The sequence below is a fragment of the Cellulomonas sp. NTE-D12 genome (assembly GCF_027923705.1).
Lineage (GTDB): Bacteria > Actinomycetota > Actinomycetes > Actinomycetales > Cellulomonadaceae > Cellulomonas.
Window position 1 is genome coordinate 3,434,736 of record NZ_AP026442.1, and the last position, 17,191, is coordinate 3,451,926.

Here is a 17,191-nt window from a genome sequence, read left to right on the forward strand (position 1 = left end):
GCTCGCGGGGCGGGTGAGGTCTCGTCCCAGATGCGGAAATGGGCGTGACCGGCCGCGCGCGGCAGCGTTAGCATCGGTTCCGCTCGAATCGATTCGGGTGCCCCTCGTCTCCACCCCGACCTCCCTTCCCGCTGCTCGTAGAACGCCGCACCCCTGTGCCCACTGCCCTGACCTCCGGTCGCCCGGCCCGCCTGATCATCGCCTTCACCGTCCCGCTGCTCATCGGCAACGTGTTCCAGCAGCTCTACGGCTTCGCCGACGCCTTCGTCGTCGGCCGCACCATCGGCGTGGACGCGCTCGCGGCCGTCGGCTCCACCGGCGGGCTGCAGTTCCTGCTGCTGGGCTTCACCTGGGGCATGTCGTCGGGCTTCGCCATCCCCACCGCGCACGCCTTCGGGGCGCGCGACGAGCGCGGGGTGCGCCGCTCGGTCGCCGCCGGCGCCATCCTGACGGCGGCCGCGGCCGTGCTGCTGACCGCGGTGGCCACCACCATCACGCCGTGGCTGCTGGTGGTGATGCGCACGCCGCCGGAGATCCGCCAGGATGCGACCACCTTCATCGTGGTGACGTTCTGGGGCTGCACCGCGATGGTGGCGTTCAACTTCCTGTCGAACACCATCCGGGCGCTGGGCGACAGCCGGACGCCGCTCGTCTTCCTGGTGCTGTCCTGCGTGCTCAACGTGCTGCTGGTGTGGGCGTTCGTCAGCGGCCTGCGGATGGGCGTCGCCGGTGCCGCGCTCGCCACGATCACCGCGCAGCTGACGTCCGTGCTGGCGTGCCTGTGGCTGATCCGGGCGCGGATGCCGATCCTGCACCTGCACCGCGAGGACTTCCGGCTGACCCGTGCCGAGCTGCTCGAGCCGCTGCGGCTGGGGCTGCCGATGGGCTTCCAGATGTCGATCATCGCGCTCGGCACGCTGGTGCTGCAGTACGCGCTGAACCGGCTGGGCGCCCCGGCGGTGGCTGCCTTCACGGCTGCCGGACGGGTGGACGCGCTGGCCATCGCGCCGCTGCAGTCGTTCGGGTTGGCCATGGCCACGTTCGCGGCGCAGAACCACGGCGCCCGGCTCTACCACCGCATCCGGGTGGGCGTCGCCCAGACGTGCCTGATGTCGGCGGGGTTCGCCGTCGCGGTCGGTGCCGTGAACATCCTGGCCGGGCCGTGGCTGGTGCGGCTGTTCGTCGGGCAGGGCCAGGAGCACGTGGTGCAGCTGGCGCAGATCTACCTGGTGTCCAACGGCATCCCGTACGCGCTGCTCGGCATGCTGTTCGTGCAGCGCGGCACCCTGCAGGGGCTGGGTCGCACCGTGATCCCGACGACGGCGGGCGTGATGGAGCTGATCACGCGCGTGCTGGCCGCGCTGCTGCTCACCGGGCCGCTCGGCTTCCTCGGCGCGTGCCTCGCCTCGCCGCTCGCCTGGGTCGCCGCGCTGATCCCGCTGACGTGGGCCTACCAGCACGAGCGCCGCCGGTTGGTGGACCCGCGCACGCCGCCGCGCGACGACGCGCTGCTCGAGCGGGCGGCGGTCGACCCCGTCGTCCCCACTCCGCGGCCGGCGCGCGCCGTCCTCGAGGAGGCCGCGGTGCCGCCCGACGCCGTGGTCGAGGCGGCGTCGGAGGAGGCGCTGCTGCGCGAGCAGGCGCTGCCGCTGTAGCCCGCAGGACGGTCGGCCCGGCCGACTCCCAGGCTCGTCGCGTACCGTGCACGGGTCGCTCCCGACCCGGGCGCGCCAACCCAACCCGACCGGAGCCCTCCTGTGCGTCGCACCACAGCCGTCCGGAGCGCCGTCGCCGCCGCGCTCGCCCTCACCATCGGCCTCGGTGGCCTGGCTGCGTGCAGCGGCAACAGCTCCGCGAAGTCCACCGCGAGCCCGTCGGCGACCAGCGCGCCGACCGCAGCCGCGACGGGCGCCGCCACGGCCAGCCCGGCGGACTTCGCCGCCGTCGACAAGATCACCGTCACCGGCGACGCCAGCAGCAAGCCGACCATCACGCTGCCGTCCAAGCCGTTCACCGTCAGCGGCCCGGTGGTCAAGCTCCTGTCGCCCGGCACGGGTGCCGCGCTGGCGGACGGCATGATCATCCAGTTCCACAGCGTGGCGGTGCAGGGGTCGGACGGCACCGAGGGTCAGAGCAGCTACGGCGCCGCACCGGAGACGGTCGCGATCAGCAGCACCGGCCTCAACGCGGACCTGTACAAGGCCCTGAGCACCTCGAAGGTCGGTGCGCGCGTGCTGATGGCCGTGCCGTCGACCAGCTCCGGCTCGACGATCGTCGGCGTCATCGACGTGATCGGCACCGTCCCCTCGCGCGCCGCCGGCGCCGCGGTCACCCCGCCGGCCGGCCTGCCGACGGTCAAGCTCGACGACAAGGGCGCCCCGACGCTGACCCCCGTCAAGACGGCCGCCCCGACCTCCCTCGTCGTGCAGCCCCTGATCCAGGGCAGCGGCGCGACGGTCGCCTCCGGGCAGTCGATCACTGTGCAGTACTCCGGCTGGCTGTGGGACGGCACGCCGTTCGACTCGTCGTGGACCAAGGGCACCCCGCTGTCCGGCCTGACCATCGGCCAGAACCAGGTGATCAAGGGCTGGGACCAGGGCCTGGTGGGCCAGAAGGTCGGCAGCCAGGTGCTGCTGGTCATCCCGCCGGACCTCGGCTACGGGGACAAGGCGCAGGGCAGCATCCCGGCCAACTCGACGCTCGTGTTCGTCGTCGACATCCTCGCGGCGGGCTGATCAGCACCTCCGTCTCAATCGTTCGTACGCCCCCGGCGCCAGGGACCCCGGTCCTGTCGCCGGGGGCGTTCGTTCATTAGCCTGGCCGGACGAACCGCTCCACCGTTGGAGACGACATGGACCAGGCAACGTCGCCCAGAGTCCGCACCGTGGCGCTGCTCGGCGCCAGTGGTGCCGGCAAGACCACCCTCGTCGAAGCGCTGCTGCATCGCGGCGGCGTGCTGACCAGGCCGGGGAAGGTGGAGGACGGGTCGACCGTCTCCGACCACGAGCCCGAGGAGATCGCCCGCGGCATCTCCCTGACCCTCTCGGCCGTGCCCCTGACGTGGGCCGCCGACGACGGGCACACCTACGACCTCACCCTGCTGGACACCCCCGGCTACCTCGACTTCGCCGGCGCGGTCGACGCCGCGCTGACGGCCGCCGACATGGCCCTGATCGTGGTCAGCGCAGTGGACGGCGTGCAGGCCGGCACCCACCTCGCGTGGAAGGCCGCCGCGGCGGCCGGGGTGCCGCGGATGTTCGTCATCACCAAGGAGGACAAGACCCGCGCCGACTTCCACCACGTGCTCGACCAGCTGCGCGAGCAGTTCGGCGACGGGCTGGTGCCGCTGGAGCTGCCGCTCGGCGAGGAGTCCGGCTTCGCGGGCGTCGCCGACGTGCTGGCCGAGGAGGGCTACGCGTACGACCCGGACGGCCGGCACCACAACCAGGCGATCCCGCAGCAGGTGGCCGACGAGGAGCACCGCCTGCACGAGGAGGTCACCGAGGAGATCGTCTCCCACGACGACGAGCAGCTCGAGGCGTACCTGGGCGGCGAGGTGCCGACCGTCGCCGAGCTGGAGAAGACCCTGGCCCACGAGGTGCGCGAGGGCGAGGCGTTCCCCGTGCTGGTCGCCTCCGGGATCACCGAGGTGGGCATCGACCGCCTGGCCGACCTGGTGTGCGAGCTCAGCCCCGTGCCCACCGAGTCGGTGGCCACGGTGCTGGCCGGCGAGACCGAGGTGGAGGTGGCCCCCGACCCCGCAGGGCCGGTGCTGGTGCACGCCTTCCGGACCATGGCCGACCCGTTCGTCGGGCAGGTGACCCTGTTCCGCGTCCTGTCCGGCACGGTGCACGCCGGCGACAAGCTGACCAACACCACCACCGGCGCCGAGGAGCGCCTGCCCGGCCTGTTCCGGCTGCGCGGCAAGGAGCACCTGCCGGTCGACGCAGTGCGCGCCGGTGAGGTCGCGGCGGTGGCGAAGCTGACGGGCACGCCGTCGGGCTCGCTGCTCGCCGGCCGCGGAGCCCCTGGTGGGACGGCGCTGCGGGCGCGTCCGACGAGGTCGCGGCAGGCCGTCTACGGCCTGGCCCTCGAACCGGTGACGCAGTCCGACGACGACCGGCTCTCGGCCGCCCTGTCCCGGCTGGTGGCCGAGGACCCGACGCTGACCATCGACCGCACCGGCGACCGCACGGTGCTGCGCGGCCTGGGCGACACGCACCTGACGGTCGCGCTCGAGCGGCTGTCCCGGGTGTTCAACGTCAACGTCACCACGTCGCCCGTGCCGGTGGGCTACCAGGAGACCATCGCCGGCACCGTCGAGGTGGAGGGCAAGGTCAAGAAGCAGTCCGGCGGTCACGGTCAGTACGCCGTGGTGAACATGCGGGTCTCGCCGCTGCCGCGCGGCACCGGCTACGAGTTCGTCGACTCGGTGGTGGGCGGCGCCATCCCGCGCAACTTCATGGCGGCCGTGCACCGCGGCGTCACCGAGGGCATGGCGGCGGGCGGACCCCACGGCCACCCGATCGTCGACCTGCGGGTCGAGGTGTTCGACGGCAAGTCGCACCCGGTGGACTCCTCCGACATGGCGTTCCGGACGGCGTCCGCGCTCGGCGTGAAGGAGGCGCTGCTCGCCGCGGGGTCCGTGGTGCTGGAGCCGGTCAGCCGGATCGCCGTCACCGTGCCGACGTCCGTGCAGGGCGACGTGATGGGCGACCTGTCCACGCGGCGTGGGCGCATCGCCGACACCGAGTCGCTGGACGACGGCACCGTGCGGATCGAGGCGCTGGTGCCCGAGTCGGAGCTGAGCCGGTACGTGCTGGACCTGCGGTCGCTGACCGGCGGCCGGGCGGACCTCACCATCGAGCCGGACCACTTCGACGTGCTGCCGAGCCACCTGGTGCCTGCCTGACCAGCTGATCCACCGACGCACCGACGCCGGTCGCCGACGTCAGCCCCGTCGTCGGACCCGTCGTCGGACCTCGTCGTCGGGCACACCCACCTCCGCCCGGGCCGGCCGTCCCTCCACGAGCCGACCCGGGCGGACGTGCGCCGGCGCGGGGAGCCCCCTGCCTCCCCGCGCCCCGCCACCTGCCCCTGCCACCTGCCCCCTTCCCCCGAGATGGGCACATCCTCGCGAGAGGGGCACATGAAGGTGCCCAGCTGGAGTGGATGTGCCCATCTCGGCAGGGACCCTGGGCGTCAGACCCAGCCCCGGCCCGGCCTGGGGGGTCAGATGTCCATCAGCGCCACCGCCGGGGGGACGCGGCTGGCGCGACGACCGGGCACAAGGGACGCCACCACGCCGAGCAGCAGGGCGCCGGCGGCGACGGCCAGGACGAACAGCCCCGGCAGCTGGAGGGTGCGGTCGGCGTACTTGCCGTACGCGGACACCGCCCCGACCCACCCGAAGAGGCTGCCCAGCACCACGCCTCCGACCGCCCCGGTCCCCGCGACCAGCAGGCTCTCCGTCAGCAGCATCGACCGCGCCTGCCCGCCGGTGAACCCGACCGCTCGGAGCGTGCCGAGCTCGCGACGCCGCTGCAGCACGCTGATCGCCAGCGTGCTGGCCAGGCCGATCGCGGCCACCACCACCGAGAACGACGTCAGGGTGTCGACGGCGACGAGCATGCCGCGGATGGCCTGCTGCACCTGCTCGAGGTCCTGCGCCGGTCCGGCGTAGGCCCGGAAGGAGGTGACGGCCATCTGCCCGGCCACCTGGAACATCGTGAGCACCGTGACGCCGATCATCACGGCAAGGACGGTGCGGGACGTCCGCACGGCGTCGTGGCGCAGGTTCGCCGCGGCGAGCCGCGGGGCGGCGGCGCGGGGCGCCAGCCGGGCGACGAGGGACACGAGCGGCGGCAGGATCACGGGTGCCGCGAGGACCACGCCGATGCTGGTGAGCAGCCCACCGAAGAAGGAGATCATCAACCCGAGCGGCGGCATCGCGTAGCCGACGAGCACGCCGCACACCAGGAGCGCCAGCCCCAGGCCGCCGAGCACCACGCCGGCGGCGATGCGCCGACGTCGCACGGCGTTGCTCACCGGCCGACCCTCCGGCAGCGACCGGGCGGCCTCCGACGGGGAGACGCCGGACACCTCCCGCACGCCGACGATGGCGGCGAGCACGGTGGCGACCAGCGCACCGCCGAACGGCACGACGACCAGCTGCACCGACCAGGGGAACGACACGGTCAGGTGCGCCCACGACCGCATGAGCTCCACGCCGATCGCCCCCAGACCGAGTCCGGCGCCGATGCCGGTCACGGCACCGACCACGCCGACGGCCGTGCCGTCCACCAGAGCCGTGCGCCGCACCTGCTTGCCCGTCGCGCCGATCAGCCGCAGCACGGCGATGTCCTTGATCCGACCCGCCGCGATGGTCGAGAAGGTGTTGGAGACGACGATCACGGCGACGGTCACCGCGATGCCGAGGAACACCCCGCCGACCACCTCGAGGACCGCCTTGGTGGTCCCGACGTCGGCCCCCTGCGCGCGAGCCGCGTCCGTGAAGGCGCCGATCGCGGTGATCAGCAGCACGGCGAACGTGGTCACCACCGCCACCACCGCGACGCTGGCCGCGTACCGGCCGGCGGACCTGCGCAGCTCGCGCAGGGCCCAGGCGGTCATCGCCGCACCTGCGCACCGGCCGCGACGGGGTTGAGCACGTCGTCCTCGATCCGGCCGTCCTCCAGGCGCACCACGCGCTCGGCACGGCGCGCCGCGTCGTCGTCGTGCGTCACCAGCACCACCGTCTGGCCCTCCTCGCGGGCCAGCGCCGCCAGCAGGTCGAGCACGTCCGCGCTGGTCGCGGAGTCGAGCGCGCCCGTCGGCTCGTCGGCGAAGACGACGTCCGGGTGGGTGGCCAGCGCACGGGCGATCGCCACGCGCTGCTGCTGACCGCCGGACAGCTCGGAGGGGCGGTGGGTGAGCCGCGGGCCGAGGCCGAGGCGCTCGATCAGCTGCTCGATCCAGCCGCGGGTGTTGAGGTCGATCTGCCGGCCGGCCAGCCGGAACGGCAGCTCGATGTTCTCGCGGGCGTCGAGGGCCGGCAGGAGGTTGAAGGCCTGGAACACGAAGCCCATCCGGGTACGGCGCAGGCGGGTCAGCTCGTCGTCGCCGAGACCGGTGATGTCGTCCCCGCCGAGGCGGACGCTGCCGGACGTCGGCCGGTCCAGGCCGGCGAGCATCTGCAGCAGGGTCGACTTGCCGGAGCCGGAGCGGCCCATGATCGCCGTGATGCGGCCGCGCTCGATGTCGAGGTCGAGGTTGCGGAGGGCGTGCACGGTGGTCTCGCCGGAGCCGAACGTCTTGGACAGCCCGCGAGCGCTGATCGCCGGCGGCGCGAAGGTGTGGACAGAGGTGCTGGTCATGGGCTCGAACGTACGGACGGGGCCGGGTCCGGCGGATCGGCCTGCGGGCCGATCCTCACAGCCGGCGCTCATCCTCCGGGACGAGCCGTCGACCGCCCGTCGGGTGGCAGCTCCAGCCCCGCCGCGCGCACGGCGCTCAGGGTCGGGGACGGGTGAATCCGGGACCGACGGGTCCGCGGGGAGCCGGTCAGAAGAGACTGGAAGGAGCGCTTGCTCGAAGGGCTGGGGGCCTCATGAGGAAGCTCGTCGCGATCAGCACGTCCGCCGCAGCCGTTCTCACCGTCGGTCTGCTCGCCGCCTGCGACGGACCGCCGCCGCCCCCGCCGCCGACACCGACGTTCTCCACGCACACCGCCGGGCCGACGCACAGCCCCACCCCGTCGCCCGACGAGAGCACCACCCTGCCGCCGGAACCGACACCTGAACCGACGCCCGAGCCGCCGCTGCCCATACCCGAGCCCACCCCTGAACCGACCACCGAGACGCCGGTCGCTGCCGGTGAGATCTGGCAGTGGGCGCTGGGCCGCAACGTGTGGAGCGATCCCGACCTGCAGGCGTACACGCAGCAGCTCGGCCGCACGTGGGACACCGACGTGAACGTGCAGTCGCAGGGGTTCCAGCTGACACCGGACGCCGCCGGGGCGGTGGTGGCCGTGACCCTCTTCAACGACGAGAACGCCCTGGGCTACCCGGGTGCGGAGACGAACTTCCGCGCGTATCCGGGCATGCTCCCGCTGGGGCTGACGTGGGACCAGACGGCGACGGACGTGGAACAGCAGCTCGGCGCGGACAACCGGACGGGCGGGTGGGGCACGGAGATCACGTACAGCTACCTGACCACGGACGGGTACCGCATCGACGTGGGCTTCGTCGCCGGCCACGACAGCGAGCTGCCGGGCTCACCGATCCACTCCATCCGGGTCAGCCCGGCCTAGCACGTCTCCTCGGGGTGAGCCCGGCCTGAGCGGTCCGGGTTCTCCCTGAGGCCCGGTGGGGTCTCGGGACCTCGGGGGTCATCCCTCCGGACGAGCCGGCGGCGGGTCGATCACGGCGGTCCGCTCGCCCGGGGTGACCACCCCGGCCTCGTAGGCCAGGACGGCGGCCTGCACGCGGTCCCGGGCGCCCAGCTTGTCCAGGACGTGGGCGACGTGGGTCTTCACCGTGGTCTCGGAGAGGAACAGCTCGGTGGCGATCTCCGAGTTGGACCGGGCCGCGGCCATCAGCAGGAACACCTCGTGCTCGCGTGCCGAGAGGGCGGCGATGCGGCGGGCCAGGTCGGTGTCGGGGGTGGCCGGCGGGGCGCCGAGCAGGGGCGCGACGTGGTCCAGCAGCCGCCGGGTCATGCCCGGGGCGATGACGGCGTCGCCGCGGTGCACCACGCGGATCGCGTCGAGCAGCTGCTCGGGGTCGGCGTCCTTGAGCAGGAACCCACTGGCGCCGACCCGGATGGCCGCGAGCACGTACTCGTCCAGGTCGAACGTGGTGAGCATGACGACGCGCGGCACCGGGGGCGGTGCAGCCAGCAGCCGCCGGGTGGCCTCGAGGCCGTCCAGCCGGGGCATCCGCACGTCCATCAGCACCACGTCGGCCGGCGTGCGCGCCAGCAGGCTGAGCGCCTGGACGCCGTCGCCCGCCTCGGCCACCACGCGCAGGTCCGGCTGGGAGCCGATCAGCATCGTCAGGCCGCTGCGGATCAACGACTGGTCGTCCACCACCGCGACGCGGATCGGCGGCACGGCCGCCGGTGTCTCGCTCACTCGTTCTCCCCCCGCACCCCGGCCAGCGGCAGCCGGGCGTGCACCACCACCCCGCCGCTCGGGGCGTCACCGATGCTGACCTCACCGTCGTACATCGCGAGCCGCTCGCGCATGCCCCGCAGACCGCGGCCGATGCCGTCGCCGTCGTGCCGCAGCCCCGGACCCGTGTCGTGCACCGTCACGTCCGCGGCCACCTCGGTCCAGCGCACCTGCACGTCCGCCCGGGTACCCGGACCGGCGTGCTTGAGCACGTTGGTCAGGCTCTCCTGCACCACCCGGTAGAGCACCAGCTGCGCACCGGCCGGCAGGTCGGTGGGCGGCTCACCGTCGCGGTGCAGCACCACCTCCACGCCGGCACCGCGCACCTGGGCGACCAGGGTGTCCAGGTCGGCGACCCCCGGCGTCGGGGCTGTGGGCGGCTGGTCCGGCGCCTCGGAGCTGAGCACGCCGAACAGCCGGCGCAGCTCGGCCAGCGAGCCCCGCGCGGTGGAGGCGATCGCCTCGAGTGCGTCGGTGGTCGGTCCGGGCGGGGAACCGGCGGCGTACCGGGCGCCGTCGGCCTGGCGCACGACGATGGACAACGAGTGGGCGATCACGTCGTGCAGCTCCCGCACGATGCGGGCCCGCTCCTCCGCCGCCGCGAGCTCCCGCGCCTGGGCCTGCTCGTGCTCGAGCCGCTCGGCGCGGTCCGCGAGGGCCTGCCGCTCCGCGATCCGGCTCCGCGTCAGGTCGCCGAACAGCCACGCGGCGACCACCATCGACCACCCGAGCAGGGCGATGGTCAGCCGCGCCAGCGGGGTCTCGGCCGACGTCGCCACCAGGTGGCCGCGCACCGCCAGCCCGGCCATGCCGAGGATCGCGATGGTCAGCCCGGCGCGCGACGCCCACCGCGGGGCGTGCGCCGCGAGAGCCGCGACCATCAGCAGCACCGCGACCTGCCCCACCACCACGCCCATGCCGGAGAACAGCTGCACCAGGCAGACGACCACCATCACGGCGGCCGCCGGCACGGGACGCGTGCGCCGCCACACCAGCGGCAGCACCAGTCCCACCGAGACGGCGGCCGTGGCGACGCGGTCGATGGACGGCTGCCGGAGGGCGACCGCGACGAAGGGCAGCACGGCGAACAGGCTGATCACCGCCGCGATCAGCGCGTCGACGGGCAGCACGTGCACGCGCAGCCACCGGTACAACCGGCTCCCCGACGACACCCCCGTGCTCACGCCCGAACCCTAGAGCCGCGAGCGGGTGCGGCGGATCCTCCGGCTGGACGAGGCGGCCCCGCCGGGTACGCGCCGAGATGAGCACTTCCGCACCGAGGTGAGCACTTTGATGTGCTCGTCTCGGTGCGAAGTGCTCATCTCGCCGGCCCGCGGGCAGGATGGCCGGGTGGACGACGAGCGAGTGGACGACGAGCGGGAGATCGCCGAGCTGACCCGTCTGGTGCGCGAGTTCAGCACCGAGCGGGACTGGGAGCAGTTCCACGACCCGAAGTCGCTGGTGCTGGCCGTGATGGGCGAGGTCGGCGAGCTCGCGGAGCTGTTCCAGTGGGTGCCGGCCGACGCCGCTGCGCAGCGGTTCACCGCCGACCCCCAGCGGCAGGCCCGCGCTGGCGAGGAGATGGCCGACGTGCTGATCTACCTGCTGCGGCTGGCGGACGTGCTGGGCGTCGACCTCGGCGAGACGACGCGCGCCAAGCTGGCGCTGAACCACCGCCGGTTCGTCGCCGACCAGGTGCGGGGCGTCGCGCCGGACAAGCGCTGAGGCCGTGACAGCGGGCGTGCCGCCTGCCTAGCGTGACCCATGCTGATCTACTCGATGGGCGTCTCGGTCGACGGGTTCACCGCGGACCGGGACGGCGACTTCCAGTGGTCCGTGCCGACCGACGAGCAGTTCACGGTGCACCTCGAGGAGGTGCGCAGCCTGGGCGTGCACCTGTGCGGCCGCAAGCTCTACGAGACGATGCTGGTCTGGGAGACGGACCCGTCGATGCGGGACGACGAGCTGCAGAGCGCCTTCGCCGATGCGTGGACGGCCCTGCCGAAGGTCGTCTTCAGCCGCACGCTGACCAGCGTGCAGGGCAACGCCCGCCTCGCGACGGGATCGCTGGCCGAGGAGGTCGCCGCTGCCCGGGCCGCCACGGACAAGCACGTCGCGATCGGCGGCCCCGGTCTGGCTCGACAGGCCGTCGAGCTGGGGCTGGTCGACGAGTTCTGGATGTTCCGCAACCCCGTCGTGGTGGGCGGCGGCAACCCGTACCTGCCGGCGGTGGCGCAGCGCATCGAGCTGGACCTCGTCGAGACCCGGACCTTCGCCAACCGCGTCGTCTACGAGCGGTACCGCCGCACGCCGGGCCCCGTGGCCGGCGGCCCCAGCCCGGCCTAGCCTGACGCCGTGGCCCGCTACCTGGACGTCCACCCCACCACCCCGCAGCCGCGGCTGATCGCACAGGTGGTGGCGATGCTCCGCGACGACGCCCTGATCGCGTACCCGACCGACTCGATGTACGCCCTCGGCGCCCGGTTGGACAACCACGACGGTGCCGAGCGCATCCGCCGCATCCGGCACCTCGACGACCAGCACCACTTCACGCTGATGTGCGCCGACTTCGCGCAGCTGGGGCAGCTGGTGCACCTGGACAACAACGAGTTCCGGGCGATCAAAGCGGCGACACCCGGCCCCTACACGTTCATCCTCAAGGCGACCCCCGAGGTGCCGCGGCGGCTGGCGCACGCCAAGAAGCGGTCGGTCGGCGTGCGCATCCCGGACCACCCGGTCGCGCTGGCGATCCTGCACGAGCTGGGCGAGCCGCTGCTGTCGTCGTCCCTGCTGATGCCGGGCACGGAGTGGCCGCTGACCGAGGGGTGGCAGGTCAAGGAGGAGCTGGACGACCTGGTCGACGCCGTGGTGGACGGCGGCGACTGCGGCACCACCCCGACCACGGTGGTCGACTGGACGTCCGGCGAGCCCGAGATCGTCCGCGTCGGCGCGGGCGACCCCGACCGGTTCTGATCGATGCGCCACGCGACCGACGACGAGAGCCGATCCGGGCGCTACGTCGCGGTGGTGGGTCCGTCGGTGTGCACCCGCGTGCAGCAGGACGTGGCCGAGCGGCTGGGCCGGGCGCTGGCGGAGCGTGGTGACGTGGTGCTCTGCGGCGGTGGCGACGGGGTGATGGCAGCCGTCGCCCGGGGGGCGACGGAGTCCGGCGGGGTGGTCGTCGGGATCCTGCCCGGCGACGACCGGCACGCCGCGAACCCGTGGGTGACGATCGCCCTGGCCACCGGGCTGGGCGAGCTGCGCAACGGGCTGATCGTGCGGGCAGCCGACGCGGTGGTCGCCGTCGGCGGCAGCTGGGGCACGTTGAGCGAGGTGGCGATGGCGACCCGGACCGGTGTTCCGGTGGTGTCGCTGGACGGGTGGACTCCGGCGGTGGCCGGTACCTCCGCCGCGCAGGACGGCGTACCGGGACCGGTCGAGGCCGGCACGGTCGACGAGGCCCTGGCCACGCTGGACCGGCTGCTGAGGGTCAGGCGCGACGGGGTGCAGCTGCACGGGTGACGCGCGCTGACCGTCCGGACTTCCCGAAGGTCCTCCGCGCGGCCGATCATTCGGTCGACGGGATTCCAGGGGGTGATCCACATGGCCGTCAGGCTCTTCCGTCGCCGCGAGCGCATCCCCGCATGGGCCGCTGACATCGCCACCCTCGGCGCCGACGCGACCACACAGCTGCTGCGCCGCGTGCTTGTGCTGAGCCCCACGTACCTGGCGATCGACGCCTTCGAGATGCCCGGCACCGAGGCCTCGGCGGAACCGTTCCGTGCAGCCCTGCTCGAGCACTCCCCTGGTCGCCAGACGGGCATCCTCGTCCCCGTGTCCGACCACGGTCTGGTCGACGCGTTCTGCCGGTTCGCTCCGTACTCCGCCGACGCGGTCATCGGACGAACCGGCGCCGCAGACCTGATCGTCCAGTGCCTCGACGGCGAGACCGTCCTGATCGAGATGACGGACGAGGAGCTGCGGCTCACCGGGATCGAGCTGACAGCGCTCTGGCGGCGGCTCGACTGACGCCTTCGGTCGGTGTCAGTCGGCCCAGAGGGCGTGGAAGTGGTGCACCGGGCCGTGGCCGTGACCGATCTCCAGCTCGTCGGCGTGGCGCAGCGCCTCGGTCAGCCACGCCTTCGCGTCCCGGGCCGTGTCGAGCCACGTGTCCCGCTGCGGTCGCAGCGCGGCGAGCGCCGACGAGAGGGTGCAGCCGGTGCCGTGGGTGTTCCGGGTCGGGATGCGCGGCGCCTCGAGCAGCGTCGAACCGGTGGGCTCGGCGAGGACGTCGACCGCCGTCTCGCCGTCGAGGTGACCGCCCTTGAGCAGCACCCGCTCGGCGCCGAGCCCGCGGAGCGCAGCGGCCTGCGCGCGCATCTCGTCGACGTCGCGGGCCACCGGGCCGTCGAGCAGCACGGCGGCCTCGCCGAGGTTCGGCGTGATGACGGAGGCGAGCGGCAGCAGGGCCCGGACGGCCTCGACGGCGTCGTCGGCCAGGAGCCGGTCGCCGCTGGTGGCCACCATGACCGGGTCGAGGACGACGATCGGCGGCCGGTGCACCTCGAGGAAGCGCCCGACGGCGGTCGCGACCGCCGCATCGGCCAGCATGCCGATCTTCACGGCATCGATCCGCACGTCCGCGACCAGGGTGTCCAGCTGCTGCGCGACGAACTCCGGCGGCACCACGTGCACGCCGGTGACGCCGACGGTGCTCTGCGCGGTGAGCGCCGTGATCACGCTGGTGCCGAACGCGCCGAGGGCGCTGAAGGTCTTCAGGTCGGCCTGGATCCCGGCACCGCCGGACGGGTCGCTGCCGGCGATGGTCAGCGCCACCGGTGGGCGGCTCACAGCACGAACCTCTGGGTGGGGACCCCGGCCCAGGCGTGGGGTCCGGCGGCCGCGTCGTCCGGCCCGGAGCCGGCAGCACCCGAACCGACCACGCCCCCGCCGACCGCATGCCCGCCGAGCGCACCGTCTTCCGCCGCACCCGCGCCGACCGCGCCGTCCCACGCCGCGCGCAGGGCCCGTGCCGCGGCGCCGACGTCCGGCTGCCCGCAGATCGCACTGATCACCGCGACCCCCGCGGCACCGGTCGCGGCCACCGCCGGCACGCGGTCCACCGTGATCCCGCCGATCGCCACGCACGGCCACGGGCTGGCGGCGGACAGCTCGCGCAGCCGCTCCAGCCCGCTGGCCGGTGCCGCGTCCGGCTTCGAGCCGGTGGGCCACACCGGTCCGACGCCGAGGTAGTCGAGGGCGTCCGCCGGCAGGGTGGTGGCGGTCTGGACGTGCGACGCGGTCTGCACGGACAGGCCCAGGTAGGCGTGCGGGCCGAGCAGGGCGCGGGCGTCGAGCACGTCGGCGTCGCCCTGGCCGACGTGGGCACCGTCGGCACCGATCGCCTGGACCAGGTGCACCCGGTCGTTGACCAGGAGCGGGACCCCGGTACCGGCCAGCTCGGCGACCAGGGCGCGACCGAGCACGACGAGGTCGGCGTCGTCGGCGTCCGGGTCGCGCAGCTGCACCACCGTGACGCCCGCGGCGACGGCCGCGGCGACCGTGGCCGGCACGCCGAAGGCGCCGCACTGGCCGGTGTCGGTGATCAGGTAGACCGACAGGTCGAGCGGCGCGCGGCCGCCGCCGGTGGTCCGGGGTCCGGTGCCGTCCATCAGCCCAGCTTCACCTCAGCCGCCAGGGTGTCGGGCGTCAGCAGGCTGAGCTCGTCGAGCAGCGCCGTGGCGAACCCGCCGGGACCGCGCGTGGTCAGCACCGCGTGGTCGGCGCTGACCGTCAGCATCGCCGTCGCCGCCGTCGCCGCCAGCAGCGGGTCGTCGACCGCGGCCGCGAAGCCGGCCATCAGCGCGCCGAGCGAGCAGCCGACGCCGGTGACCCGCGTCAGCCACGCGTGCCCGTTGCTGACCAGCACCATGCGGTCGCCGTCGGTGAGGTGGTCCGTCGGCCCGCTGACCGCCACGACGGTCCCGCGCTCCCGCGCCACAGACCGCGCCACCTCCGCCGCCGCCTCCGGCGAGTCGGTCGCGTCGACGCCCTTGCCGCCGGCCCCGCCGGCAAGCGCGAGGATCTCCGAGGCGTTGCCACGCACGATCGTCGGCGACGACGCGCCGAGCAGCTCGATCGCCAGCTCGGTGCGCCAGCGCAGGCCGCCGGCGGCCACCGGGTCGAGCACCCACGGCGTGCCGGCGTCGGCCGCTGCGGCCGCAGCGAGGCGCATGCCGTCGGTGGTGTCGTCGTACGGGGTGCCCAGGTTCACCAGGACGCCACCGGCGATCCGGGCGAACTCGCCGGCCTCGTGCGGGTTGTCCACCATGGCCGGTGCCGCCCCGGCGGCGAGCAGCAGGTTGGCGGTCCACTGCGCGACGACGATGTTGGTCAGGCACTGCACCAGCGGTGTCGTGTCGCGGAACGCCTCGAGCGCCTCGCCGACCGCAGCGGCGGTCACGGGCTGACGGGTCATCGAGCACCCTCCTCGTCCTGCGCGACCAGCTCCGCCTCGGCGGGTGCCTCGTCGCGCGTCTCGTCGTACGTCGTCAGGTCGTCCGGCACGGCGGGGCCCCGCAGCAGCGGGCTGACCAGGGCAGCCACCACCCCGGCCACCACGAAGGAGAACAGCGAGGCGCCCAGCCAGCTCGGCGCGGTGAAGTGCAGCGTCGAGCCCAGGTGCGACCAGATGGGCACCCACCACGTCAGGGCACCGGGGTTGACCAGCTGGTAGGCGACGAACCCGGCAGCCCAGGCGATCAGCGTCGCCCACCGGGTGCGGCTCCCCGTGGACAGGTCCCAGCGCCCGCGGCGCAGCCAGAACCAGTCGACCAGCAGCACGCCGAGCAGCGGCACGAACACCGAGCCGATCAGCAGCAGGAAGCTCTCGTAGTCCGCGATGTTCAGGGCCACGGCGGCGACGGTGGACACCGCGCCGATCACCAGGGCCAGCACGCGGCGGTCCCAGCGGGGCCGCAGGTTCTGCACCGAGACCGCGGTGGAGTAGGTGTCGGCGAACGACTGGTCGAGCTCCCGGATGGTCAGCACGCCGAACACCAGGGCGCCCAGCGGCACCGCGATGAAGCTGCCGAAGATCTTGTCCGGGTCCCGGCCGGCGACCGTGACCAGGGCGAGCAGGCCCAGCGCGTAGCAGGCGAACTGCGTCACCGCGTAGCCGACGGAGGTCCCGACGAACGCCTTGCGCGGCGTGTGCGAGTGCCGGGCGTAGTCCGCCACGAGCGGCACCCAGGAGACGGTCACGCCGATGACGGTGTCCACCGCCACCCAGAAGCCGTCCCAGCCGCCGTCGTTCAGCGCGGGCAGCGGGTGCCGCAGCAGCTGCACGGCCAGGTACGCCAGCGCCACCATCACGACGATGGTCACGTACTTGCGCAGCACGCGGATCCACGCCAGCGGCCGCAGCGCGAGGGCGGTGCTGAGCACGCCTGCCGCCACCGCATAGGCCCAGCGCGGCACGCCCGGCGCCAGCTGGCTCAGCGCCGTGCTGATGGTGACCAGCTCGAACGTGGTCCACCCGATCAGCTGGACGATGTTGAGCACCGTCGGCACGTACGACGCCCGGGTGCCGAACAGGCCGCGGAGCAGCACCATCGACGGCGCACCGGTCCGGGCGCCCGGGATCGCGATCGCCCCGATGCCGAGCGACCCCAGCACGGTGCCGACGACCACCGCGACCAGCGCGGCGCCGAGCGACATGCCGGGGTCGGCGACGGGCACGAGCACGAAGATCGCGCCGGTGAACCCGAGCAGGCTCACGCCGAGGTTGCCCCACAGGCCCAGCTGGTCGGCCAGCCCCAGCACCCGTGGTGCCGGTGCCTCGAGGGTCAGCGGCGCCTCGGTGGGACGGTCCTGAACTGCTGTCATCGAATGCCTCCCTACGCCGGCATTACCCGGTCAGGTTCGTACGGTCGGCGACGCCTGGATGTCGCCCTCTCAGCCCGGTCGTGCCCGAGCTCCCGTGTGTGCGAGGCGACGGTACCCCTGTCCTGGCGCGGC

The 17,191-nt window shown here is 73.7% G+C and carries 17 protein-coding genes and 1 riboswitch; of the genes, 9 read left to right on the forward strand and 8 right to left on the reverse strand.

Features of this window, described 5'->3' with window-relative positions; genetic code table 11:
* Positions 1-155: 155 nt before the first annotated feature.
* From QMF98_RS15895 to QMF98_RS15905, 3 genes are all read left to right on the forward strand, one after another.
* Entirely contained in the window at positions 156-1,655 is a 1,500-nt protein-coding gene (locus QMF98_RS15895; protein ID WP_337973885.1) for an MATE family efflux transporter, read from the forward strand.
* 102 nt (positions 1,656-1,757) lie between these two features.
* Positions 1,758-2,735: an FKBP-type peptidyl-prolyl cis-trans isomerase gene (locus QMF98_RS15900; protein WP_337973886.1), complete on the forward strand. Its 978-nt coding sequence runs from the start codon at positions 1,758-1,760 to the stop codon at positions 2,733-2,735.
* Positions 2,736-2,851: 116 nt separating this feature from the next.
* The gene (locus tag QMF98_RS15905; protein ID WP_337973887.1) at positions 2,852-4,912 is read left to right on the forward strand and encodes an elongation factor G; all 2,061 of its coding nucleotides are present in this window, start codon (positions 2,852-2,854) and stop codon (positions 4,910-4,912) included.
* A 320-nt stretch (positions 4,913-5,232) separates the two neighbouring features.
* Here QMF98_RS15905 and QMF98_RS15910 read toward each other — a convergent pair whose 3' ends face one another.
* Positions 5,233-6,633 (reverse strand): ABC transporter permease, encoded by a 1,401-nt coding sequence (locus QMF98_RS15910; RefSeq protein ID WP_337973888.1) that lies wholly within the window; start codon positions 6,631-6,633, stop codon positions 5,233-5,235.
* Positions 6,630-7,376, reverse strand: coding sequence for an ABC transporter ATP-binding protein (locus QMF98_RS15915; RefSeq protein WP_337973889.1), 747 nt, complete (start codon positions 7,374-7,376; stop codon positions 6,630-6,632). The genes QMF98_RS15910 and QMF98_RS15915 overlap by 4 nt, the downstream gene beginning before the upstream one ends.
* A 233-nt stretch (positions 7,377-7,609) precedes the next feature.
* On the opposite strand from QMF98_RS15915, the gene QMF98_RS15920 reads away from it, so the two are divergent.
* Positions 7,610-8,311 (forward strand): hypothetical protein, encoded by a 702-nt coding sequence (locus QMF98_RS15920; protein WP_337973890.1) that lies wholly within the window; start codon positions 7,610-7,612, stop codon positions 8,309-8,311.
* Positions 8,312-8,389: 78 nt separating this feature from the next.
* On the opposite strand, the gene QMF98_RS15925 is transcribed toward QMF98_RS15920, so the two are convergent.
* Positions 8,390-9,133 carry a response regulator gene (locus QMF98_RS15925; protein ID WP_337973891.1) on the reverse strand — a complete coding sequence of 248 codons (744 nt, stop codon included), beginning with the start codon at positions 9,131-9,133 and terminating at the stop codon, positions 8,390-8,392.
* Entirely contained in the window at positions 9,130-10,356 is a 1,227-nt protein-coding gene (locus QMF98_RS15930) for a sensor histidine kinase (RefSeq protein ID WP_337973892.1), read from the reverse strand. The genes QMF98_RS15925 and QMF98_RS15930 overlap by 4 nt, the downstream gene beginning before the upstream one ends.
* 166 nt (positions 10,357-10,522) lie before the next feature.
* Between QMF98_RS15930 and QMF98_RS15935 the strand changes: the two genes are divergently transcribed.
* The 5 genes from QMF98_RS15935 (at position 10,523) to QMF98_RS15955 (ending at position 13,201) form a co-directional block, all read left to right on the forward strand.
* Complete coding sequence (locus tag QMF98_RS15935) at positions 10,523-10,897, forward strand: nucleotide pyrophosphohydrolase (RefSeq protein WP_337973893.1); 375 nt, start codon at positions 10,523-10,525, stop codon at positions 10,895-10,897.
* Between the two features lie 39 nt (positions 10,898-10,936).
* Positions 10,937-11,518 (forward strand): dihydrofolate reductase family protein, encoded by a 582-nt coding sequence (locus QMF98_RS15940; protein WP_337973894.1) that lies wholly within the window; start codon positions 10,937-10,939, stop codon positions 11,516-11,518.
* A gap of 9 nt (positions 11,519-11,527) precedes the next feature.
* Positions 11,528-12,145 (forward strand): L-threonylcarbamoyladenylate synthase, encoded by a 618-nt coding sequence (locus QMF98_RS15945; RefSeq protein WP_337973895.1) that lies wholly within the window; start codon positions 11,528-11,530, stop codon positions 12,143-12,145.
* 3 nt (positions 12,146-12,148) lie between these two features.
* The gene (locus QMF98_RS15950) at positions 12,149-12,694 is read left to right on the forward strand and encodes a TIGR00725 family protein (RefSeq protein ID WP_337973896.1); all 546 of its coding nucleotides are present in this window, start codon (positions 12,149-12,151) and stop codon (positions 12,692-12,694) included.
* A gap of 81 nt (positions 12,695-12,775) precedes the next feature.
* On the forward strand, positions 12,776-13,201 hold the full coding sequence (locus QMF98_RS15955; RefSeq protein ID WP_337973897.1) for a hypothetical protein: 426 nt from the start codon (positions 12,776-12,778) through the stop codon (positions 13,199-13,201).
* A gap of 15 nt (positions 13,202-13,216) precedes the next feature.
* Here QMF98_RS15955 and thiD read toward each other — a convergent pair whose 3' ends face one another.
* The 4 genes from thiD to QMF98_RS15975 form a co-directional block, all read right to left on the reverse strand.
* Entirely contained in the window at positions 13,217-14,023 is an 807-nt protein-coding gene (gene thiD, locus QMF98_RS15960; protein WP_337973898.1) for a bifunctional hydroxymethylpyrimidine kinase/phosphomethylpyrimidine kinase, read from the reverse strand.
* Positions 14,020-14,844, reverse strand: a complete 825-nt coding sequence (gene thiE / locus QMF98_RS15965; RefSeq protein WP_337973899.1) for a thiamine phosphate synthase — start codon at positions 14,842-14,844, stop codon at positions 14,020-14,022. Before thiE ends, thiD begins: the two co-directional genes overlap by 4 nt.
* Positions 14,844-15,650 (reverse strand): hydroxyethylthiazole kinase, encoded by an 807-nt coding sequence (gene thiM / locus QMF98_RS15970; RefSeq protein ID WP_337973900.1) that lies wholly within the window; start codon positions 15,648-15,650, stop codon positions 14,844-14,846. Before thiM ends, thiE begins: the two co-directional genes overlap by 1 nt.
* Entirely contained in the window at positions 15,647-17,059 is a 1,413-nt protein-coding gene (locus QMF98_RS15975) for a purine-cytosine permease family protein (protein WP_337973901.1), read from the reverse strand. The genes thiM and QMF98_RS15975 overlap by 4 nt, the downstream gene beginning before the upstream one ends.
* Positions 17,050-17,165: riboswitch (TPP riboswitch) on the reverse strand. It overlaps the preceding gene by 10 nt.
* Between the last annotated feature and the right edge of the window lie 26 nt (positions 17,166-17,191).

Excerpts from the sequence above, each read along its gene's own strand:
- QMF98_RS15905 (WP_337973887.1), top strand. The coding sequence starts at position 2,852 with ATGGACCAGGCAACGTCGCCCAGAGTCCGCACCGTGGCGCTGCTCGGC.
- QMF98_RS15910 (WP_337973888.1), bottom strand. The coding sequence starts at position 6,633 with ATGACCGCCTGGGCCCTGCGCGAGCTGCGCAGGTCCGCCGGCCGGTAC.
- QMF98_RS15915 (WP_337973889.1), bottom strand. The coding sequence starts at position 7,376 with ATGACCAGCACCTCTGTCCACACCTTCGCGCCGCCGGCGATCAGCGCT.
- QMF98_RS15920 (WP_337973890.1), top strand. The coding sequence starts at position 7,610 with ATGAGGAAGCTCGTCGCGATCAGCACGTCCGCCGCAGCCGTTCTCACC.
- QMF98_RS15940 (WP_337973894.1), top strand. The coding sequence starts at position 10,937 with ATGCTGATCTACTCGATGGGCGTCTCGGTCGACGGGTTCACCGCGGAC.
- QMF98_RS15950 (WP_337973896.1), top strand. The coding sequence starts at position 12,149 with ATGCGCCACGCGACCGACGACGAGAGCCGATCCGGGCGCTACGTCGCG.
- QMF98_RS15955 (WP_337973897.1), top strand. The coding sequence starts at position 12,776 with ATGGCCGTCAGGCTCTTCCGTCGCCGCGAGCGCATCCCCGCATGGGCC.
- thiE (WP_337973899.1), bottom strand. The coding sequence starts at position 14,844 with ATGGACGGCACCGGACCCCGGACCACCGGCGGCGGCCGCGCGCCGCTC.
- thiM (WP_337973900.1), bottom strand. The coding sequence starts at position 15,650 with ATGACCCGTCAGCCCGTGACCGCCGCTGCGGTCGGCGAGGCGCTCGAG.
- QMF98_RS15975 (WP_337973901.1), bottom strand. The coding sequence starts at position 17,059 with ATGACAGCAGTTCAGGACCGTCCCACCGAGGCGCCGCTGACCCTCGAG.